At 53.1% G+C, this 19,364-nt stretch carries 17 protein-coding genes; 4 read left to right on the forward strand and 13 right to left on the reverse strand.

The window, feature by feature from the left end; genetic code table 11:
• Window positions 1-3 precede the first annotated feature (3 nt).
• From D0B88_RS03520 to pilG, 9 genes are all read right to left on the reverse strand, one after another.
• The gene (locus D0B88_RS03520; protein WP_007639234.1) at window positions 4-342 is read right to left on the reverse strand and encodes an FKBP-type peptidyl-prolyl cis-trans isomerase; all 339 of its coding nucleotides are present in this window, start codon (window positions 340-342) and stop codon (window positions 4-6) included.
• Window positions 343-392: 50 nt separating this feature from the next.
• On the reverse strand, window positions 393-878 hold the full coding sequence (locus D0B88_RS03525; protein WP_007639233.1) for a chemotaxis protein CheW: 486 nt from the start codon (window positions 876-878) through the stop codon (window positions 393-395).
• A gap of 47 nt (window positions 879-925) precedes the next feature.
• Complete coding sequence (locus D0B88_RS03530) at window positions 926-1,843, reverse strand: chemotaxis protein CheB (protein WP_151055094.1); 918 nt, start codon at window positions 1,841-1,843, stop codon at window positions 926-928.
• A 12-nt stretch (window positions 1,844-1,855) separates the two neighbouring features.
• Window positions 1,856-8,569 carry an Hpt domain-containing protein gene (locus D0B88_RS03535; RefSeq protein WP_151055097.1) on the reverse strand — a complete coding sequence of 2,238 codons (6,714 nt, stop codon included), beginning with the start codon at window positions 8,567-8,569 and terminating at the stop codon, window positions 1,856-1,858.
• A gap of 40 nt (window positions 8,570-8,609) precedes the next feature.
• Complete coding sequence (locus D0B88_RS03540) at window positions 8,610-9,467, reverse strand: protein-glutamate O-methyltransferase CheR (protein ID WP_151055100.1); 858 nt, start codon at window positions 9,465-9,467, stop codon at window positions 8,610-8,612.
• A 57-nt stretch (window positions 9,468-9,524) separates the two neighbouring features.
• A complete protein-coding gene (locus D0B88_RS03545) occupies window positions 9,525-11,684 on the reverse strand; it encodes a methyl-accepting chemotaxis protein (protein ID WP_040391078.1) in 2,160 nt (719 codons plus the stop codon).
• A gap of 99 nt (window positions 11,685-11,783) precedes the next feature.
• The gene (locus D0B88_RS03550; RefSeq protein ID WP_007639224.1) at window positions 11,784-12,326 is read right to left on the reverse strand and encodes a chemotaxis protein CheW; all 543 of its coding nucleotides are present in this window, start codon (window positions 12,324-12,326) and stop codon (window positions 11,784-11,786) included.
• Window positions 12,327-12,450: 124 nt separating this feature from the next.
• The gene (gene pilH / locus D0B88_RS03555) at window positions 12,451-12,813 is read right to left on the reverse strand and encodes a twitching motility response regulator PilH (protein ID WP_007639222.1); all 363 of its coding nucleotides are present in this window, start codon (window positions 12,811-12,813) and stop codon (window positions 12,451-12,453) included.
• A gap of 156 nt (window positions 12,814-12,969) precedes the next feature.
• Window positions 12,970-13,365, reverse strand: a complete 396-nt coding sequence (pilG, locus tag D0B88_RS03560; protein WP_007639219.1) for a twitching motility response regulator PilG — start codon at window positions 13,363-13,365, stop codon at window positions 12,970-12,972.
• Between the two features lie 356 nt (window positions 13,366-13,721).
• Between pilG and gshB the strand changes: the two genes are divergently transcribed.
• The 4 genes from gshB to ruvX all read left to right on the forward strand — a co-directional run bounded on the left by gshB (window position 13,722) and on the right by ruvX (window position 16,754).
• On the forward strand, window positions 13,722-14,675 hold the full coding sequence (gene gshB / locus D0B88_RS03565) for a glutathione synthase (RefSeq protein WP_040391073.1): 954 nt from the start codon (window positions 13,722-13,724) through the stop codon (window positions 14,673-14,675).
• Between the two features lie 61 nt (window positions 14,676-14,736).
• Entirely contained in the window at window positions 14,737-15,657 is a 921-nt protein-coding gene (locus tag D0B88_RS03570) for an energy transducer TonB (RefSeq protein ID WP_191966511.1), read from the forward strand.
• A gap of 61 nt (window positions 15,658-15,718) precedes the next feature.
• Window positions 15,719-16,315, forward strand: coding sequence for a YqgE/AlgH family protein (locus D0B88_RS03575; RefSeq protein ID WP_007639211.1), 597 nt, complete (start codon window positions 15,719-15,721; stop codon window positions 16,313-16,315).
• A 16-nt stretch (window positions 16,316-16,331) separates the two neighbouring features.
• On the forward strand, window positions 16,332-16,754 hold the full coding sequence (ruvX, locus tag D0B88_RS03580; protein WP_151055105.1) for a Holliday junction resolvase RuvX: 423 nt from the start codon (window positions 16,332-16,334) through the stop codon (window positions 16,752-16,754).
• Window positions 16,755-16,787: 33 nt separating this feature from the next.
• Here ruvX and D0B88_RS03585 read toward each other — a convergent pair whose 3' ends face one another.
• From D0B88_RS03585 to D0B88_RS03600, 4 genes are all read right to left on the reverse strand, one after another.
• A complete protein-coding gene (locus D0B88_RS03585; RefSeq protein ID WP_151055108.1) occupies window positions 16,788-17,552 on the reverse strand; it encodes a GNAT family N-acetyltransferase in 765 nt (254 codons plus the stop codon).
• A gap of 15 nt (window positions 17,553-17,567) precedes the next feature.
• On the reverse strand, window positions 17,568-18,008 hold the full coding sequence (locus D0B88_RS03590) for a DMT family transporter (protein WP_151055111.1): 441 nt from the start codon (window positions 18,006-18,008) through the stop codon (window positions 17,568-17,570).
• Window positions 18,005-18,631: an NAD(P)H-dependent oxidoreductase gene (locus D0B88_RS03595; RefSeq protein ID WP_151055113.1), complete on the reverse strand. Its 627-nt coding sequence runs from the start codon at window positions 18,629-18,631 to the stop codon at window positions 18,005-18,007. The genes D0B88_RS03590 and D0B88_RS03595 overlap by 4 nt, the downstream gene beginning before the upstream one ends.
• Window positions 18,632-18,707: 76 nt before the next feature.
• On the reverse strand, window positions 18,708-19,298 hold the full coding sequence (locus D0B88_RS03600) for a Crp/Fnr family transcriptional regulator (RefSeq protein WP_007639197.1): 591 nt from the start codon (window positions 19,296-19,298) through the stop codon (window positions 18,708-18,710).
• Window positions 19,299-19,364: the final 66 nt, after the last annotated feature.

A 19,364-nucleotide genomic window follows, 5' to 3' on the forward strand; every position in this document is an offset into this window, starting at 1 on the left:
AACTTAATCTTCCCGCGTTAATACTTCCAAGAGTTCAATCTCGAATACCAGATTCGAATGGGGTTTGATATGGGCGCCGATCTGGCGCTCGCCATAGGCTAGATGGGCGGGAACGTAAAGTTTACGTTTACCCCCGACTTGCATGCCAATGAGGCCTTGATCCCAGCCTTTAATCACTCGACCGGTGCCAATCACACATTGGAAGGGTTTGCCTTTGCGGTGGGAGGAATCGAATTCGGTGCCGTCTTCAAGCCAGCCGGTGTAATGGGTGGTGATCAGCGCACCTTTGACCAGGGTTTTGCCGTCGCCTTGGTGCAAATCTTCAATAATCAATTCGTTCATAAACTTTCGTATCTGCTGCCCGCGGGCATAGCAGTAGTTATCCAATAGGCTTAATTGTCTAAATGCAGGTAATCCAGAAACGCGCGCTCCATGGCTTCCACATTGGGGATCACCGCTTCTTCGCCCGCCCAGGAGACGTGCATTAGCTCAAAGGCTTTGTTATCGGCGTCTTCACGCGCGGTGATTTCCTCTTCCGTCACACGTGCAAGACGCGGCAAGCCCTGGGTGAGAATGGCGATAAAGGGCAGTGACTCGTTGACGCCGGTGGTGTTGATTACGGCAAAACGCGAGCGCTGGGCAACACCGGGTTTGTCTTCGCCGTTCATGACTTCAAACGACAGCAGGGGAATAGTCTGTTCGCGCCAGGTGCAGTTGCCCAAATACCAGGCTGGGGCGTTTTCTACCGGGACAACCTGTGCCACCGGTACGATTTCGGCGATGGTGACGTTGGGGGCGAGCAGCATGCGGCCCTGTAGCGGGATTAGCAGGCTGGCGACTTCCTCAATTTTTTTCTCAATGCGTTGCGGCGCTCTCATGAAAATAATGTCCTGCGGTCAATTGGTCTTGATCAATTATTAGGAATTCAGGCCAAGCGGCGAGTTTGCACCAGCGCCTTGGCCAGATATTCGGGTGTGCCGCTCAAGCTGACACAGCCAGTGGCCAGCGCCGATACGGGCATGGAATCGCTGGTGCAGTCATCCGGGCTTTGTACCCAGACTTTGCCGCCAACCTGTTTGATCAGGCGACAGCTCGCGGCGCCATCATCACCCATGCCGGTAAAAATTATCAGGTTACAGCGCTCGCGGTAAATTCGCGCGGCGTTGGCTGTTATCTGGTCGATGGAAGGCGCGTAGCTGCCTTTCCAATGCTGGCCGTAGTTGAGCATGAGCGTACCGTTGTCGAGCAATTCCACCGGGTCGCGCGCGGTAATCAGTGTCAAGCTGTTGGCCGCTAGCACTAGCCCCTGGGTTGCTACCATCGCCGGATAGTGCCCGGCGTTGCTCATCATGCGATTAAGCGTAACGGCTTGCTGGGCATCGATATGCTGTACATACAAAAAAGCGACCCCCAGATTGGCAGGCAATTCTGCCAAAAACCGCTTCACTGCGGCCGGCCCACCGGTGGACGCGGCAAGCAGCCAGAGTTCGCTGGCGGGTGCACTCTGCTGCAGGTTGATATCGCTACGCAGCCGTTGCAGGCGCATGCCTATGCGACGCAGCCAAGCCGTATGCCCCTCGGAACCAACCGCGAATTCGCTGCTATCGCTGAGGATAATAGGTATCCGACTCTGGGCGAATAAGGTATCCAGATGCTGCCCGTCGTGGCTCTCTTCAGCTACATCCACTAGCCAGGCATCCAGCTCCGCGTGGGCTTCAAGCGGGGCGTCGGTATTACCTTCCAACACCACACTCAACCCCACTTTATGGCCCGCCTGTGCGACCAGTTGCGCCAAGGCTTTTTGTTTGGTGGTGTTATCCACCAGTAACCCCAAGCGCAGCATGGCAACCCTGCCTTATTTGGTGCGAATGTGCAGCAATTCTTGGATGTTGCTCAGCAGCAGATCTTCCTGATACGGCTTACCCAGATACTTGTTCACGCCCAGACTAAAGGCGCGCTCGCGGTGTTTTTCACCGGTACGCGAGGTGATCATAATGATCGGCAAATCTTTCAGGCGCGAGCTGGTACGGATATTTTTGGCCACTTCGAAACCATCCATACGCGGCATTTCGATATCGAGCAACATCACATCCGGCATATGGTCTTGCAATACTTGCAGCGCCTCTACCCCGTCTTTGGCGGTGATTACGCGGAAACCTTCGCGCTCCAGGAAGCGGCTGGTTACCTTGCGTACTGTTACCGAGTCGTCCACCACCATTACCGTCTTCTCACTCAGGTCTTCGTCTTTGAGCGCTGCCAAACTGAGCGGTTCGAGCTGGATAGCGTTTTGCAGGCCCAATGCCAGCTGTTCGCGGATCATGGCGTGCAAATCGAGAATTACCACCACATTACCATCGCCCATTACTGTGGCGCCGGATACTCCGCGCACCGCACTGAACTGGGCGCCAAGGGTTTTTACCACAATCTCGCGCGAGCCCAGCAGGCGATCCACCTGCAGCGCTACGGTGTGTTCGGTACTGCGCACCAATACCACCGGCAGTGGCAGCATTTGGCCATCGAGTTTGGGTTGGGCGCTGGAGTCCAGCAGGCTGCCGAGGTAGCGCACCAGATACTGCTCGCCCGCGTAATCAAAACGCGCGGTTTCGTCCTGGTAATAATGCTCCAGCTCAAAGGGGCTGACGCGCACAATACCTTCAATCGAGTTGAGCGGGATGGCGTAGAGGTCATCGCCAATCTGCACCATCAGCGCGCGGTTAACCGATACGGTAAACGGCAGGCGGATGGTAAATTCAGTGCCTGAACCCCAGTTGGAGTCGATAAACATGGCGCCGCCGAGCTGTTTGATCTCGGAGTGCACCACGTCCATGCCTACGCCGCGACCGGAAATCTGGGTGACTTTGTCGGCGGTACTGAAACCGGCGTGCAGGATGAATTGAATCACGTCCTGATCATTGAGCTGGGCGTCGGCAGACATCAAACCGCGCTCGATGGCTTTTTCACGCACGCGCTTGAGGTTAATACCGCGACCGTCGTCGATAAGGCGCAGGATAACATCGCCCCCTTCGCGTCCGAGGGTAAGCAGAATGCGGCCATTCGGATTTTTGCCGGCGGCGATACGCTCATCCGGCATTTCAATACCATGGTCAACCGCGTTGCGCAGCATGTGTTCGAGCGGCGCAACCATACGCTCAAGTACACTTCTATCCAGTTCGCCTTCGACGTTGTCCAGCTCAAAATCCACCTCTTTGCCCAGTTCGGTGGCGGCTTGGCGCACGATCCGGCGCAGGCGCGGCACCAAGCGCGAGAAAGGCACCATGCGCGAGCGCATGAGACCCTCTTGCAGGTCGGTGTTAATACGCGACTGTTGCAACAACAGGGTTTCGGTGTCGCGGGTTTTATCCGCGAGGGTGAATTTCAAGTCCATCAAGTCCGAGGCGGATTCAATCAACGAACGCGACAGTTGTTGCAGCTGGGAATAACGGTCCATCTCCAGCGGGTCGAATTCTTCGTGTTGCGCCATCTGCTCCTGACGGAACAATACTTGCGCTTCAGTTTCAATATCGAGTCGACGCAGCTGTTCTTGCAACCGCTGGATGGTGGCATCCATCTCTTCGATCGAGCCGCTCAAGTCGCTAACCTGCTGTTCCATACGGCCGCGGCTAATGGAGGTTTCACCGGCGAGGTTAACCAATTCTTCCAGCAATTCGGCGGAGACTTTAACAACTTCTTGCGGGCCGGTGCGGCGCGCCGCCAAATGCTGTACTTGCGCGGGGCCGGTATTACCGGAGCGCAGGCCGCCACCATATTCACTGCCGGGAATCTGTGGCAGGTTGCCCGTGGCCGGTTTGGCCTTGGGCGCAAAAGTCAGCACATTCGGTTTTTCACTGGGTGTGCCGTCGGTTTCAAATGCGCGAATTTGGTCGGCGCGGGTATTGTCGACCACCACCGTGGGCTTGCTGTAAACCGGCTGAGGTTCATCGGCATCGCTAACCGTATAACCCTGGGTCAGCTCATCCGCCTCATCGCCCAGTTCAACACTGGTATCGAGCAGTGGAATATCCAACTCTTGCGCTTCGCTGGCCGTGGGCGCTGCGCCCGTTGCCACCGGAGTAATGGCAGCTGTGCCATTCAGAAGTTTGCTCGCCTGTTCCACGCCACTGTGCATGCGATCCTGGAAGTCGTGCAGGCGTGCAAAAAAGGCCTGATCCAACTCGGCGTCCTGATCCATCTCGATCAGCATGGTCTCAAAGTCGTGGGACAGATCACCCAGTGCCATCAAGCCAGCCAGACGCGCGCCACCTTTGAACGTGTGCAGCGAGCGTTTTAGCTGCTCAACACAGTCGCTATTGTTCCAATCGTCCTGCCATTCGTTGAGTGAACCGTCGATTTCCTCAAGGATTTCGCCCGCTTCCTCAATAAAGATTTCCACGATTTCGGGATCGTAATCCTCGTCGAACCCGGCAGCATTTTCCGCATCGTGAGTGGTTGGTTCTGGTTCTGGTTCTGGTTCTGGTTCTGTTAGTAATTCTGGTTCGGCCCCGATTTCCACCAGAGGTAAATCGAGAAGGTCCGACGTATCTGCAGCCGTGTCATAACCGGCCACAGCATTTTCCAGCGCAGGGTAATCGTAATCTTCTTCGGCTTGCGCAACCTCCGCCGAGGGGTAATCAATCAGCTCGATGCTGTCTTCGTCGCTATCGCCAGTGTCGTCAACCAGCTCTATCCCGGTGTATTCGCTGTCACTGTCGGTTTCGGTGTGGCTATTTATTGCGGTATAGCTGTCTAGCCCGGTATAGGTATCTACAGCATCGCTATCGATTAAATCTTCTTCCACCGCTTCCATGAGCGGAATTTCTTCGTCAAATCCACCCAGTTCGTGGGTGCTCAGGGCCGTGAGCGTAACAACTTCGGTGCTGAGCAAATCGTCCAGGGCATCGTTGATGCTGTCGGGGATGCCATTGAGATTCTGGCCGGCGGCGATGGCGTCCACCATATCCAGCAGCGCAACATGAGCCAGGTTGAGTGAACTGCAAACCTGTGCTGAACAGCTGAGCTGATCGGCAATGATCGCTTCATAGACACTGTGAATCTTCTCGCTCAGCTCCGCCATAGCTGGCAAGTAAGCATGGGCCGCCGCTTTGGTGAGCTTGCCCAGCTCATCCATTACGGGAATCAGCTCAACGGTGTCCGCCGGGTTGGCTTGCCACTGGGCAATAATCTTGTCTGCATCCAGCAGCAGGTTCATTTCCTCGGCCATAAAGATAGCGAGTAATTCCGGGTCAACCGGGCGCTTGCCGGTTTCGTCCAGTTCCTGCTGGCGTACCAACGGTGCGACGTGAATGTCGCGCAGCTCATTGACGCGTGCAATAAATTGCTGCAAGCGCGGAATATTGACGGTTTCACCGTCCTCGATTTGTTGCAGGGCAATTTGGGTATAACTGACGGCATCACGCAACAGTTGGAGGATATCGTCGTTGATATTGACGTGATAAGAACGCAACTCTTTAGCGAAACGCTCCAGTGGCGTCGCCAATTCAGCCACTTGGGTAATTTCCGCCATATGCGCACTGCCCTTGAGGGTGTGCAAGGCGCGCTGCATTTCTTCACTGGGCGGTTCGTAGATGGGGGCTTCGGCCTCCATCCGCGCGATAAATTCTTCCACCACCTGCAGATGAGTAATAGCTTCAGCGCCAAAAATATCCCACAGTTGGGCATCCGGATCGTCTAGATCCAGCGCCTCATCGACAGACTCTTCAACCATTAACAGCGGTGGAGTTTCAGTATCAAGCAGCTCTTCATTTGCTGATTCGCTGTGCAGATCCTGCTCCAGCTGGAGCTCGTCGATAACTGCATCAACCAGATCTTCCTGCTCGCTGATTTCATGACCCAGATCCAACACATAGGCATCTGCGTCCTCTTCTTGCTCCGGTAATTGATCCTCGGCAATCGCCGTCAGCCGATACTCATCATTATCTGCCGAATCGTTGAGACTGATCTCTTCGGATTCAAACTCCGCCTCGGCAGCCACTTCCTCTGGAGTGGCTTCGAAGGTGTTGTCGGTTGGCTGTGCATCGCTATCTGACTCTTCTTGCTCCAGCGCGTCGGGAATAATCCCCTGCGACAGGGATTGGGCTTGCTGGCGATAAGTTTCAGGCAGGGCCGCTTGCGGGTAGAGCTCGTTGTCGCGGAAGGCGGCAATCATGCCCGGCAGCAAGCTGCAGACATTTTCAATAATGCGCACATGCGCCGCTTGTGGGCTGATCGTGTGATCGAGCACGCGATTAAGCATATTTTCAATCGACCAGGCCAGCTCGCCGATCTCATTGGCGCCCACCATGCGGCCACTGCCTTTGAGGGTGTGGAAGGCGCGGCGGAATTCAATCAGCGCCTCGCTATCGTCGAAATTCTGCGCCCAGCGTGGGAAATATTCACTGATAGTTTCAGTGACTTCGGTGGCCTCTTCGATGAAAATCTCGATAATTTCATCGTCGATGTCTTCATTATCGCGCTCAATCACCGGCGCATTGTTGGTGGCAATCAGGGTGGGTTCGGGATCTTCTTCGACCTCTTCCTCTACCTCTTGATCAATCACTTCTTGCCACTGATCACTTGGGGCCGAAGTAGTTTCGGCTGCCTCAGTCGATTCAATGTTGTACTCCGTCACCTCAGGCAGCGAGTATTCAATGGTTTCACTTTCACCGCTGGGCACATCGCCGGTAGCGCTGGCATACACCGCTTCCAGATAGGCGGATTCATCTTCGGCAGCCACCTCATCAGCTGCGCTTTCGCTGCCATGCGCTTGTTCATAGGCGGCCGCTAACTCAGCTTCTGCCGCACTAACTTCACTGCTGGGCGATACGCTTTCCAGGGCAGCGGCGGGCTGTTCATCGCGCTCAATATTACTGACTTTGGCGACGGCATAACCCAGAGTGGCAACACTTTCTTCCGCCACAGTGAGGAGTAAGTCGATTTCCTCTTTACGGCCACCACTGCTCAGTCGCTCCAAATAGTATTCAACGCTGGTGATAGCGTCGGCCAAGGTGTCCAGGGTAGACCATTGGGGTGTGGTGTCCTGCGCCAGTAACTGCTCTTCAATAAAGCGGGCGCAGGCGCCAAGAATTCTGGCAGGGCGGGGCAGCGGCATAATATCCAGACCGCCGCGAATTTCGCGCAAAGTAGTAGGCACCGCTTGCAAATGCTGGCGGTTCCACTGGGAGGCAATGTATTCAATGATCGCGTCTTTGGCATGCTCCAGGCCATTGCGCGATTCGCGCAATACTGATTCCTTGGCGCGACTCAGGGTGATATCGCCCTCATCGCCACCAGCATCCTGAGCGCCGTATTCAGACAAGCTGTCGAGTGAGTTTTCGATGGAAATAATCTGGCTGGCCACGGCCAATAGCTGCTCATCCGACAACTGGCTGTCGGACTCAACCACTAACTCCAATGCCGCGCCCTGCTCCAGCAAACGCTTGCGTAAATCACCCAAACCAAGAACCGCCATGGTATCGGCAACCCGCTTGACGATAGGCAGTGCTTCTTTGAGCGTGTTCTGGGTATTACCGCCCGCGAGGCATACATCCAGACCATTTTTGATCAGTCCCAATTCTTCTTTGATCGCGCCCACGACCGAGCGCATCGCGTCTGCATCCGGTACCGAAATCATGTCCTGGATTTCTTCGCCGGTCTCTTTGCCTTCCAGCAGCGCCTCTTCCAGCTGATAAGTATCGTAAATACGTTGCAGATGGGAGTTAGGGGGGAAGCCGGGTGCGTGTTTGCCTGCACGCGCCACGTAATACAGCAGGTTTTTGATCAGCTCATCGTTGGTGAAACTGTTCAGCGCTTTGGTGCCGTGTACTGCCAGCACTTTGATTTCTTTATCCAATTGACGCAGCAGGTTTTTAACGGCCACGCTCATCTCAATCGCATCAATTTCGATGGCTTCCACCAGCGCAAGGCAGATGTCCCACAGCGCAAAACGCGCGGTGCCGTGGGTCAGTTTTTGCAGGCGTGAGAAGGCTTTTTGCAGGTAGGCAAGATTTTCTTCCGGGTTGACGCCGCGGATAAACCCCGAGGCGGCGTATTGGTACATCTGGCGCAGTTTGAGCACCATGGCCTGGAATTGCACATTGTCATTAGTGACCGGCAGGCGTGCGCCGCTGACCTTTTTGGCGGGCGTTAAATTGGGCACAAACAGTTTGGTATCGGTGAGCAGGCTCTCGCCGCGCACGGCGCGCAGGTCGTTGAGCAGTGGCAGCACCACCAGCGGGTTGTCTTTGCGGGTGGCTTTGACCTGATCCAAATACAAAGGGAATTGCAAAATAGCGCGCATCAACACTTCCTGCGCTTCGCTGCTATTGCCCACAGTACCGGCGATCATCGCCTGGGTGAGCTGCTCCATCTCGCTCGCGAGCATCGCGGCGCCATAGAACTCCACCATCTGCAGGCTGCCATGCACCTGATGGATATGGGTCAAGCAAAAGCGGATACGCGCAGCATCTTTCGGATTTTCAACATAGCTTTCGAGGGCTTGGCGCGCTTCTTTCAGCGTCTCACTGATCTCGTGGATCAACCAATCCAACGCGGCAAAATTGCGATTGTCTGCCATGCAGAGCTTTCCTCTCGTTATTCTCGCTCGGTGCGACTTTTTAGCGTTCTACGCGAACGTAGGCTTGCACTTGATCATCGTCAGTGCGCTGCATTTCGGGATGTTCCCAGTCCATCACTTCACCCAGGCCGACTACTAACAAGCCGCCCGGTTTTAACCGTTCCACCAAGGCATTCAGTACATCGCGGCGCAGCCAGCGACGGAAATACACCAACAGGTTTTGACAGAAAATCACATCCACACTCACCTGGGGTAATTGGCGCGCGTGGATAATATTGCTTTGGGTAAAACACACGCGGTCGCGCAGCTTGCTCACTACTTCATAGCTACCGTCGGTACAAACCTGCAGATAGCGTTTGGCTTCGTCCGGTTTTACCTGCTCGGTGCGACGTTTGCTATAACGCCCCTTCCGACCGGCTGCCAGCGCCGACGAACTGATATCCATAGCGGTAATGCCGTAGTAGGGGCTAATCGTCGCCAACTCAAAACAGTCGTTTACTACCATCGCCAGCGAGTAGGGTTCCTCACCCGTCGCACAGCCCAAACTCCAGACGTCAAAACTGCCTTGCAGCGACTGATTGTTAATCTTTTGCTGTAGGTAGCTGCGCACGTACTCAATAGATTCCCGATGGCGAAAAAAGCTGGTTTCCTTGACCGCGATTCGGTCAATCAAGCGCGCCCATTCGAGCTTGGAATCGATGCTGTCCTGCGCCACAAAGTGATAATAGCTGTCGTAATCGTCATAGCCCAGGTCGCGCAAGCGCGAGTAGATCTGCGATTCCAGCCAGGCTTTTTGTTGAAAAACCAGTTGGATACCGGTGCGCTCCTCCAGCAGTTTGCCCCACTGGACAAACTGGTCCTGGCTGAGTGTCGGTAGTGTGCGTAGTGACCAGGCCATAGGTACTTTCTGTGAGTTACAGGCTGCGCCGCCAGGATCACTGGCGGCGACTGCTTATCAGGCTTTTGAGGCGTTGGCGAAGATATCGTCGTCAGGCAACAATTCTTCATCCAAATCAATGACATCCGCGTTCTGGTCAAAGTCCATGGCCGGGGTAGTCGCCATGGCTTTGCGCGCGGCATTAGCGCGACCTTCCGACATGTCCTCTTCGGGCAGTTTGAAACCAGCTACGGATTCACGCAGGTCAAGTGCCATTTCAGCGAGGTTACCAATCGACTGCGCGGTAGCAGAAGTACCGGCAGAGGTTTGGGTGGTAATCTCTTGAATAACATTCATCGTGTTGGAGATGTGACCGGCAGACGATGCTTGTTGGCGCGCGGCGTTGGAAATGTTCTGGATCAATTCCGCCAAGCTTGACGATACGTTTTCAATTTCTTCCAGTGCCACACCCGCATCCTGTGCAAGGCGCGCACCGCGAACCACTTCAGAGGTGGTTTGTTCCATCGAAATTACCGCTTCGTTGGTATCGTTCTGAATGGTTTTTACCAGCGCTTCAATCTGCTTGGTTGCGGCTGCGGAACGTTCCGCAAGGCGTTGAACTTCGTCCGCTACCACCGCAAAGCCGCGGCCTGCGTCACCGGCCATCGATGCCTGAATTGCCGCGTTAAGTGCGAGGATGTTGGTTTGGTCCGCAATGTCGTTAATCAAACTTACGATATCACCGATCTCTTGTGACGATTCACCGAGGCGCTTAATACGTTTGGAGGTGTCCTGGATCTGCTCACGGATGGTATCCATCCCGTGGATAGTATTTTGTACCACTTTCGCACCGTTGCCCGCGATCGATACCGCGCGCTCTGCTACCGCTGCCGATTCGGCGGCGTTGGCAGATACCTGGTCAATGGTCACCGCCATTTCATTTACCGCCGCCGATGCACCGGCAATTTCTTGCGCCTGATGTTCAGATGCTTCAGCGAGGTGCAATGCCGTTTGCTGGGTTTCTTGCGCAGCGGCCGATACGTTTACCGCGGTTTCGTTGATTCGCGCTACCAGAATACGCAGCTGGTCGATGGTGAAGTTGATAGAGTCAGCGATCGCACCGGTGAAGTCCTCGGTTACGGTTGCAGTAGTGGTCAAGTCACCGTCCGCAAGGTCGGCCAGTTCGTCGAGCAGACGCAAAATCGCAGTCTGGTTACGTTCGTTGGTTTCGGTGGTTTCGTCAGCGCGTTTACGGGCGCCGCGATACTGGTTGAAGCCGAGGAAGAAGAGTGAAATCAGGGTGATGGCAGCAAACACAATTACCCAGGTGTTGTTAACAAAGGGGCGATTGTCGGCTTGCTGGGCAATTTTATCGGAGATAGCGGCCAGACTTTGCAGCAGCTGGGGAGTATCAACCAACAGTGCATCGGCAGCTTGACGAGCGCGGGTCAGGGTTGCAGAACCATCAACCATTTCCTGAATTGACTTGCTCACACCATCAAACAACAGGGTGATTTGATCGAGACTGGCGCGGGCTTGTGGATCAGATACGCGAGTGATGCGCAGTGCCGGGTCGCCCTCTTTCATCGCGCTCAGTACACGGGCATAGAAGTTGGCATCGCGGTTAAACTGGTCGGCCGCATTGCCAGCATCGGCATCACCGCGCAGCATTTTATCCACGTTACGACCAATACGTTCGGCGCGCCAAGAGAGCAGCTGGGCCTGAATCGCCTGATCGGCAGGAGCGCCGGATTCGAGCAGGATATCCACAATATTATTGTGTTCGGTCTGCAGCGTTGGCAGGTTGTCATTCAGGGTATTACCCACATTGTTGAGCGATACAATCAGATCCTTGTTGGTGGCTATATCCTGGGCGTTGTTTTGCACACCCTTCCAGATAGCACCGAACTTATCAAACTCGACACTGAGTGCCTTGCGAGTGCGCTCGTCGCTAGTGCGCAACATGTCCCAGGTGCCGCTCATGCTGCTCACTACACCGGTCAACTCACCAAAGGCTTGTTCATCGCCCGAGGTGGCGTCACGTGCCAAAGACGTCAGACGATACGCTTGCGCACGCAAGTCACTCGCCTGTTGCAAGTAGCGTTGGTCGTTCGTTTTACCCTGGTTAATCAGTACCAGAAGTACTACCGCCGCCACAAACGATCCGATCAGCAAGACCGTAGCGATGATAGTCGCGGGTTTCGCCCGGAAAGCGGCAATTTTTGACTCAGTTTTCATCTACACACTCCTACACCAGCATTCGGTTTTATTTTTTCTGTCCACTATGCTTTTTGCGCGGGTCAAAAAGCCTGATATTGCCTTGCGATTGTGAATCTACTACGACTTGGCCGCGTTGGTGAAACGCGGATCCTCGGCCAACAATGCAGGTCTGAATAGCGACCAGCGCTCGCCTCCTTGAGGATAACTGCCCGTGACAAACGGCAGGATGGCATTGGGTACAGCGCCAGCCTGTTCAGTGTATTCATCCATGGGGAAATGTTGCATACCAAACACCTGATCGACGATAAGGCCAGAATAAAGTGTTTCGGTTTCGAGAATTAAGACGCGACGGTGTTTACGTGAACTGCCCAGGCGATCGCCAAAAAACATCGCCAGATCAAACAGCGGCAGCAGACGACCGCGCACGTTAGCAACGCCTTTGACCCAGGGCTGAACACCGGGCAAGTGCGTGTGATTGGGAACTTCGAGCATTTCCGACACTTCGCCGATGGGGGCGACAAAATAGCTGCCCATCAGGGAAAAACCAATGCCGCTCCAGTGGGGGCGAATATCCGCCTGTGCCGGCAGGCCGCGCGCGGCGGCCCGGCTGCGCTGGGCTAATGTAAGCAGGGCCTGAAACGCGGCCTGTGGTTCTGACATATCTCTGTCCATAACTGTCGTGCATCAACACAGAGATTTTCGGCCCGGCGAGCCTGAGGTCGGTGAATGATGCTTGTTGTTATTGTCTATTCATCATCCCGGATGGTGACAAGCTTGTCCTTTATTACGCCAGTACTTCGGCCATAGCGGCCATCAGCACTTCCTGGGTGATCGGTTTGGATAAATAGGCTTTGGCGCCTTGGCGCATACCCCAAACACGGTCAGTTTGCTGGTCTTTGGTGGTGACGATAATCACCGGAATATGGGCAGTTTCCGGGGTTTTGGACAGCTGGCGAGTCGCCTGGAAGCCGTTTAGACCAGGCATCACCACATCCATCAACACCACATCGGGTAGCTCTTTTTGCGCCATGGCAATACCTGCTTCACCATTATCGGCCGTCATTACAACATGGCCGTTTTTTTCCAACATGCTGGTGAGCTTGTAAGTTTCGGTGGGTGAGTCGTCAATAATTAATACTCTGGCCATAAATGCTCCAAAAAAACATATTAGGTAGCCGCAGTGGTTGCGGTTAATCGTCAGTAATTATTTGGATGAAGCCCCAGCTGACCCTGTTGGTATTATTGCGTTTGAGCGCAGCGGGAGAACAACCAAACTCGCCCCGAGAGGATCGGGGCTTGCCTATCAGGATGCTTTCAAATGCTTGACATGGGCTTCAATGGCGCCCAGCAACTCGCTTTTACTAAAGGGTTTGGTGAGGTATTGATCGGAGCCGACAATACGCCCTTTGGCTTTGTCGAACAGACCGTCTTTACTGGACAACATGATTACCGGCGTAGTCTTGAATTCACTATTATTTTTGATTAACGCACAGGTTTGATAGCCGTCGAGGCGCGGCATCATGATGTCGACAAAGATGATATCGGGGCGGGTGTCGGCAATTTTCGCCAGGGCATCAAAGCCATCGGTAGCGGTAATCACCATACAGCCTGCTTTTTTAAGCAGTGTTTCAGCCGTGCGACGGATGGTTTTACTGTCGTCTATCACCATCACTTTGAGGCTTTCGTAAGTTACTTCCATACTCTGACCTTGCCTTTTGTTATTGCCACAGCTGATTTATTGACTGTAGCTGCCAGATATACGCGTGATTTATTGAGATCTATGGACGCGCCAGATAGTCACCGGTTAGCAGGCGTCAAAATAACGCCACTAAAATGGAGCTAAACTTTTAACATAGTTTTTAGGCTTGCGCCATAACTAGTTGAATATATGAGTAATCCGTACAGTTTTTATAATCATTTGAGAGGTAGAAACACGCGGCAATAACCTTGCTTTAATTCTACCTAGCCTTTAACTTTAGTTCCCACTTGGTGCGCTGCAGGGTTTTTATGCCGGCGGCAAATCCCACTTTCCGTATTTTCAGTTGAGCATCCTTTATGGCTATCTCTCTTGGCGTGGTGATGGATCCCATCGCGGATATTACTTTTTATAAAGACACCACCCTCGCGCTGCTATTGGCGGCGCAGGAGCGCGGCTGGGATTTGCACTACATGGAGCAGAAAGATCTCTACCTATTACAGGGTGAAGCGCGCGCCAGTACGCGCAATTTGTTTGTCGCCGATAACAGCGACAGCTGGTACGAATTAGGGCTGCAAGAAGATAAAAAACTCGGCGATCTGGATGTGATCCTGATGCGCAAAGACCCACCGTTTGACAATGAGTACATTTACAGCACTTATATTCTCGAAGCAGCGCAACAGCAAGGTGCGCTGGTGGTGAATGACCCACGCAGCCTGCGCGACTGCAACGAGAAAATCTTTGCCACCCAATTTCCGCAGTGCTGCCCGCCGGTGTTAGTGAGCCGCGATATGCTGCGCCTGCGCGAGTTCCACAAACACTATGGCGATGTGATTTTTAAGCCGCTCGATGGTATGGGCGGCAGCCGTATCTTCCGCTGCCGTCAGGACGACCCCAACGTAGGTGTGATCCTTGAAACCCTGACCGAATTTGGCCAGCAGTTGATTATGGCGCAGCGTTACATCCCCGCCATCAGCGAAGGCGACAAGCGTATTTTGGTGGTGGACGGCGAAGCCGTGCCCTACTGCCTGGCGCGTATTCCCGCGCAGGGCGAAACCCGTGGCAATCTGGCGGCAGGCGGTACCGGTGTCGCCCAGCCACTGACTGAAAAAGACCGCTGGATAGTCGCGCAAGTTGCGCCCGTATTAAAAGCCAAAGGGCTGATGTTTGTCGGCCTGGATGTGATTGGTGAATACCTCACTGAAATCAATGTCACCAGCCCGACCTGCGCCCGTGAAATCGATAAGGCCTACAACACCGGAATTGGGTCACGGCTTGTCGATGCCATAGCGCGTAAATTAGCGCTCCGTTAAACCTGCCCCTTCAGTGACACGCCAGAACTAGTCGCCGGTGAAAAAAACCAGAGTCAGCAGCATGAATCAGGCCATTGCCTTTGAACAGCAAACCTTAGCGACCGCACCGGTGGATAGTGGCGATCGCCTGAGTTTTACCTTTTTTCTGGCGATAGTGGTGCATGCATTATTGATTCTGGGCATCAGCTTTAAATTGCCCGATCACAGCAATACCTCACAGACCATTGAAATTACCCTCGCCACTCACAAAGCGGCGCGCTCGCCGGATGACGCCGATTTTTTAGCCCAGCACAATCAGGAAGCCAGCGGTACGCTGGATGAAGCCAAACAGCTCACGACCGAGCGCCAGGCTGAATTTGCCGATACACAAGTGCGCGACGTTAACCCGGTGCCACAGCAAGCCGCTGCCACCCAAAAACTCAAAGAGCAGCAGCTGATTACTACCCAGTCGCGCAGCACCCATGTTGCGCAAATGACGCAGAACCCGGATGAGCGCACGGAAGTACAGCAGCGCGAAGGGCTGACAGACGATCAACTGATGGTTTCCGCCGAAATTGCCAGCCTGCAAGCCAAATTGGATAAACAGCGTCAGGAGTACGCCAAGCGTCCGCGGGTACGCACTCTGACCTCGGTATCCACCAAAGAATCTTTCGATGCCAAATACCTGCATGACTGGAGTACCAAAGTTGAGCAGGTTGGTAATCGCAATTACCCCAAAGAAGCGCTGAACCGCAAAATAACCGGGCATTTGCGTCTGTCGGTGGTAATCAACCCCGATGGCACCATCTATGAAATTAAAGTATTGCAGTCCTCCGGCCAGCGCATTCTGGATGATGCCGCGCGCCAAATAGTGCGCCTGTCCGCGCCCTTTGCCCAATTTCCCGCCGAGATCCGCAAGCAGGCCGATCGCTTGCAAATCATCCGCACCTGGAATTTTGAGATCACCGGCAAACAATCGACCATCACGACCACAGCCAATTAGGGACAGGAATAAATTTTCCCCCAGCGCTTGTTTTAGCTCCTGTTGGCCTCATACTGAATCCATGAACGATAAACCTGACTTTCCAACCGATATTGACGAGCTCACTCCCGGCAGCCTGCGCGATCACTTTTTGATTGCCATGCCCGGGCTCAACGACTCGTCTTTTGCGCACACCGTGACTTACATTTGTGAGCACAGTGAACAAGGCGCCATGGGCGTAGTGATTAATATGGCGACACCCATGTTACTCAAAGAAATTTTTGCGCAAATGGCGCTGAGCGATGTGTCCGATCTGGGTGAGCAAATTGTGATGAGCGGCGGGCCGGTGCAACCGGAGCGCGGTTTTGTATTGCACAGCCCGGATACCAAATGGCAATCCACACTGGAAATCTCTCCCGAGATCAGCCTCACTGCCTCGCGCGATATTATCGTGGCGCTCGCCGAAGGGCATGGCCCCAAGCATTCGCTGATTGCACTAGGTTATGCCGGTTGGGGCGAAGGCCAGTTGGAAGCAGAAATTGCTGCAAACTCCTGGCTCACCGTGCCAGCGGACAAAAATATTATTTTCAACACCCCACTCGAACAGCGTTGGACGGCGGCGGCCCAAGCCTTGGGTATTGATGTGAATTTAATTGCCAGCACCGCTGGTCACGCCTGATCGATACCCATCCTCCATGACGATTAAATCCCTGCTCGCATTTGATTACGGCACCAAAAATATTGGTGTCGCCACCGGTCAAACCATTACTCGCTCCGCCAACGCCCAAGCGCAATTAAAAGCCCGAGACGGCGTACCCGACTGGGCCCAGATCGAAAAGCTGTTGCAGGAGTGGCAACCGGATTTGGTATTGGTAGGCTTGCCACTCAATATGGATGGCAGCGAAAGCGAATTGAGTACACGCGCACGCAAATTTGCCAACCGCTTGCATGGCCGCTTTGGCGTAAAAGTGGAATTGGTGGACGAGCGCCTGAGTAGTTTTGAAGCCAAAGGTGAAGTGATGGAACAGGGCGGATCACGTCACTATAAACATAACCCGGTGGATTCTATTGCCGCGCGCTTGATTTTGGAAAGCTGGTTTGAGCGGCAACCTGCCTAAAATTACCGCTCTGCAATTGCGCTGCTGCGTTTTTTATTTTTCAACACGCTGATAATTTTTAATCACAAACTGCGCCACAAAACCCAGGTTGCGATACAGCGGCTCACCCGCTGCTGAAGCCTGCAAGGTCAAATATTTTCCACCCATCACCACCGCTTGCTGAATGACCAACAGCATCAGATTTTTGGCGATGCCCTGCCCGCGAAAATTCTCCCGCACCCCCACCAGATGGGCACCAATAATGTCACCGGTTTTATAAATCAACGCTGTTGCTGCGGGCTGATCATTTTTTTTGACGAGCAATAACTGGACATTGCTGTCGGCAATTAAGGGTTGCAGCGCATTGATATCGATCCAATAACCAAATGCGGCACTAGCAGTCTCCGTCCATGCAATCAGTTCTGGTGTCGTTTGCACTTTAATAATATTCAAGGGTGAAAAGTCTTGTTGCGTTAGAGGTTTAAAATCTTGTTGCACAATTGTTTGCAAATCAAGATACATCGCCAACTGCTCAAACAAAATTTGAAAACATTCATCCTGTAAATACCGCTCCAACTGCGCGGCTTGTTCACCTGCGCCAGTCCACACCGGAATTACCGCGCGCGTAGGTAGGCAATGTAAAAAATGGTTGAGTTCATTAATTTGTGCCGAGGTTGCATGCCATTCAAACCAAAAACGATTGGGCCAGGTGGGCGAAATACTTAATCCATCGGTAGCAAATTCTGAATGATCTTCCACGCCCATTTTTTGCCACAGCGATGTCAGGTTAGCGATATTCAATTGATCTAATGCTTGCATATTTATCACTCTGCGTTAACGTCGATTAATTAATACGATTCCTGCAATCATGGCGAGTACACCCATCGATTTTGAAAAGGTGATAGGTGTTTTGGGTAAATCAAACCAACCATAATGACTGATTAACATCGCAATCAATAATTGCCCGGTGAGTGCAAAAGACATCATCGGGCCAACACCCATGCGCGGAATCAAAAAATAAAAAGATGCGACACCAAAAGCGCTAATTGCACCGGAAAACCATAAATAACCCGGCACAGTGTAAATGCTTGTCGCCGATGGAAATTGACGCGCAGTCATAGCAGCCACAATCAGCGCACAACCACAGGCCACCATAAAAGTCACCGCTGCCGCAAGCAGCGGACTTTTTAATAACACCCCCAACTGCGCATTCATGCCCGCCTGAATTGCGATAGCGGCGCCCGCTAGCAAGGCAAGCAACGCAACATAATTCACAGCCTTGTCACCATGTCGTGTAGTTCAAAACGCACTTTGCGCTCCTGTGCAGTGCGATCTTGCGGGTGGCGTTTACCAATAGGGCAAACCGCCGTAGTGGTAAGATTTTTTTCGCGCAAACCTAATACCCAATCGTAACCTTCAGCTTCAATACCGGTCATTGGGCAAGTGTCAATTTCCATTAGCGCGGCGCAGGTAAGCAAATTTCCCAATGCGATATAAGCTTGTTGGTGCGCCCACTCTTGTCGCTGTGCATTGTTCATTTGCGCCAACGCCGCGTTGTAGTGCTGCGCCATATTGTGCAACTGTGTGGGTGCAACCTCGCGCACAGCTGAAAATTGTTGGATGTAGCGATCAACCGTTGCATCACCCACATTCGTATGCGCGGCAAAAATAATTAAGTGAGAACAATTGGCGACTTTGTCTTGCCCGAAAGAAAATTCAACTAATTGCTGGCGAATCCTGGGTGATTCAATCACCAGCAAATGATAAGGCTGCAAACCGTAAGAGGACGCACTCAAGCGTGTTGCTTCCAATAATTGCTGCAATTGTTCGGGGGCGATGCTATCGCTGGAGAATTCACGCACGGCGTAGCGCCAGTGCAAAGCCTTTATCAAGTTCATTCGTTACTCCTGCTGTGATAGTTGTTAACCAGCATAAAGAGCGAACAAACCCAAATCATTTACATAGGTTGATAGATTACAGTTTTTTGCGAATACGACTGAGTTGGGTGGGGGTAATTCCCAAATGTGAGGCGATGTGGTGTTGTGATAAGCGTTCAAGTAAAAAGGGATATTCGCGCATAAAACGCAAGTAGCGCTGGGTGGCATCTTCCTGAACGATTGCAATTTCGCGCGCATCCTTGGCGAGCAACCAATTGCGTTCCAAATAATAGATCTGGAATAGTTTTAAATCATCGCGCTGCAATAAGAGTGCGCGATAGGCGGGAAAATCAATTTCAATAATCTGCGCAGGTTCAAGTGCAACAATGGTAAAGGCCGAGGGAGTATGGCGCAGCAAGGCTACCATTGAGCCGGGAAATGTGCCTTCGTAAAAAAAGTTTTTATTGTACTCAGCACCTTTTTCGTCGGTGATAAAAGATCTGAACAGCCCGGAATAAACAAACGAAAAAGAAGGTGGAATTTCACCCAGGGCGTACAGCACCTGATGTTTACTGAGCGTGCGAAATTTGCAAATCGTAACCAATGCCGCCCAGGTCTCCGGGCTAATGGGCGCGTAGGATTCCATGGTTTTTTTCAGTTCATTAAACGCATCAGCCGTTGCACTCATTAACTCGTTATCCAAAAAAACCAGTAGGCGTTGATTCTAGGGAGTTTATGCAAGGTCATTCAAGGC

This window comes from Cellvibrio sp. KY-YJ-3 (genome assembly GCF_008806955.1).
Lineage (GTDB): Bacteria > Pseudomonadota > Gammaproteobacteria > Pseudomonadales > Cellvibrionaceae > Cellvibrio.

What these genes read in the sequence shown, in the direction of transcription:
- ruvX (WP_151055105.1), top strand. Translation starts at nt 16,332, where the DNA reads ATGACGATTAAATCCCTGCTCGCATTTGATTACGGCACCAAAAATATT.
- D0B88_RS03575 (WP_007639211.1), top strand. Translation starts at nt 15,719, where the DNA reads ATGAACGATAAACCTGACTTTCCAACCGATATTGACGAGCTCACTCCC.
- D0B88_RS03520 (WP_007639234.1), bottom strand. Translation starts at nt 342, where the DNA reads ATGAACGAATTGATTATTGAAGATTTGCACCAAGGCGACGGCAAAACC.
- D0B88_RS03570 (WP_191966511.1), top strand. Translation starts at nt 14,737, where the DNA reads ATGAATCAGGCCATTGCCTTTGAACAGCAAACCTTAGCGACCGCACCG.
- D0B88_RS03600 (WP_007639197.1), bottom strand. Translation starts at nt 19,298, where the DNA reads ATGAGTGCAACGGCTGATGCGTTTAATGAACTGAAAAAAACCATGGAA.
- gshB (WP_040391073.1), top strand. Translation starts at nt 13,722, where the DNA reads ATGGCTATCTCTCTTGGCGTGGTGATGGATCCCATCGCGGATATTACT.
- pilG (WP_007639219.1), bottom strand. Translation starts at nt 13,365, where the DNA reads ATGGAAGTAACTTACGAAAGCCTCAAAGTGATGGTGATAGACGACAGT.
- D0B88_RS03540 (WP_151055100.1), bottom strand. Translation starts at nt 9,467, where the DNA reads ATGGCCTGGTCACTACGCACACTACCGACACTCAGCCAGGACCAGTTT.
- D0B88_RS03585 (WP_151055108.1), bottom strand. Translation starts at nt 17,552, where the DNA reads ATGCAAGCATTAGATCAATTGAATATCGCTAACCTGACATCGCTGTGG.
- D0B88_RS03525 (WP_007639233.1), bottom strand. Translation starts at nt 878, where the DNA reads ATGAGAGCGCCGCAACGCATTGAGAAAAAAATTGAGGAAGTCGCCAGC.
- D0B88_RS03550 (WP_007639224.1), bottom strand. Translation starts at nt 12,326, where the DNA reads ATGTCAGAACCACAGGCCGCGTTTCAGGCCCTGCTTACATTAGCCCAG.
- pilH (WP_007639222.1), bottom strand. Translation starts at nt 12,813, where the DNA reads ATGGCCAGAGTATTAATTATTGACGACTCACCCACCGAAACTTACAAG.
- D0B88_RS03545 (WP_040391078.1), bottom strand. Translation starts at nt 11,684, where the DNA reads ATGAAAACTGAGTCAAAAATTGCCGCTTTCCGGGCGAAACCCGCGACT.
- D0B88_RS03595 (WP_151055113.1), bottom strand. Translation starts at nt 18,631, where the DNA reads ATGAACTTGATAAAGGCTTTGCACTGGCGCTACGCCGTGCGTGAATTC.
- D0B88_RS03530 (WP_151055094.1), bottom strand. Translation starts at nt 1,843, where the DNA reads ATGCTGCGCTTGGGGTTACTGGTGGATAACACCACCAAACAAAAAGCC.
- D0B88_RS03535 (WP_151055097.1), bottom strand. Translation starts at nt 8,569, where the DNA reads ATGGCAGACAATCGCAATTTTGCCGCGTTGGATTGGTTGATCCACGAG.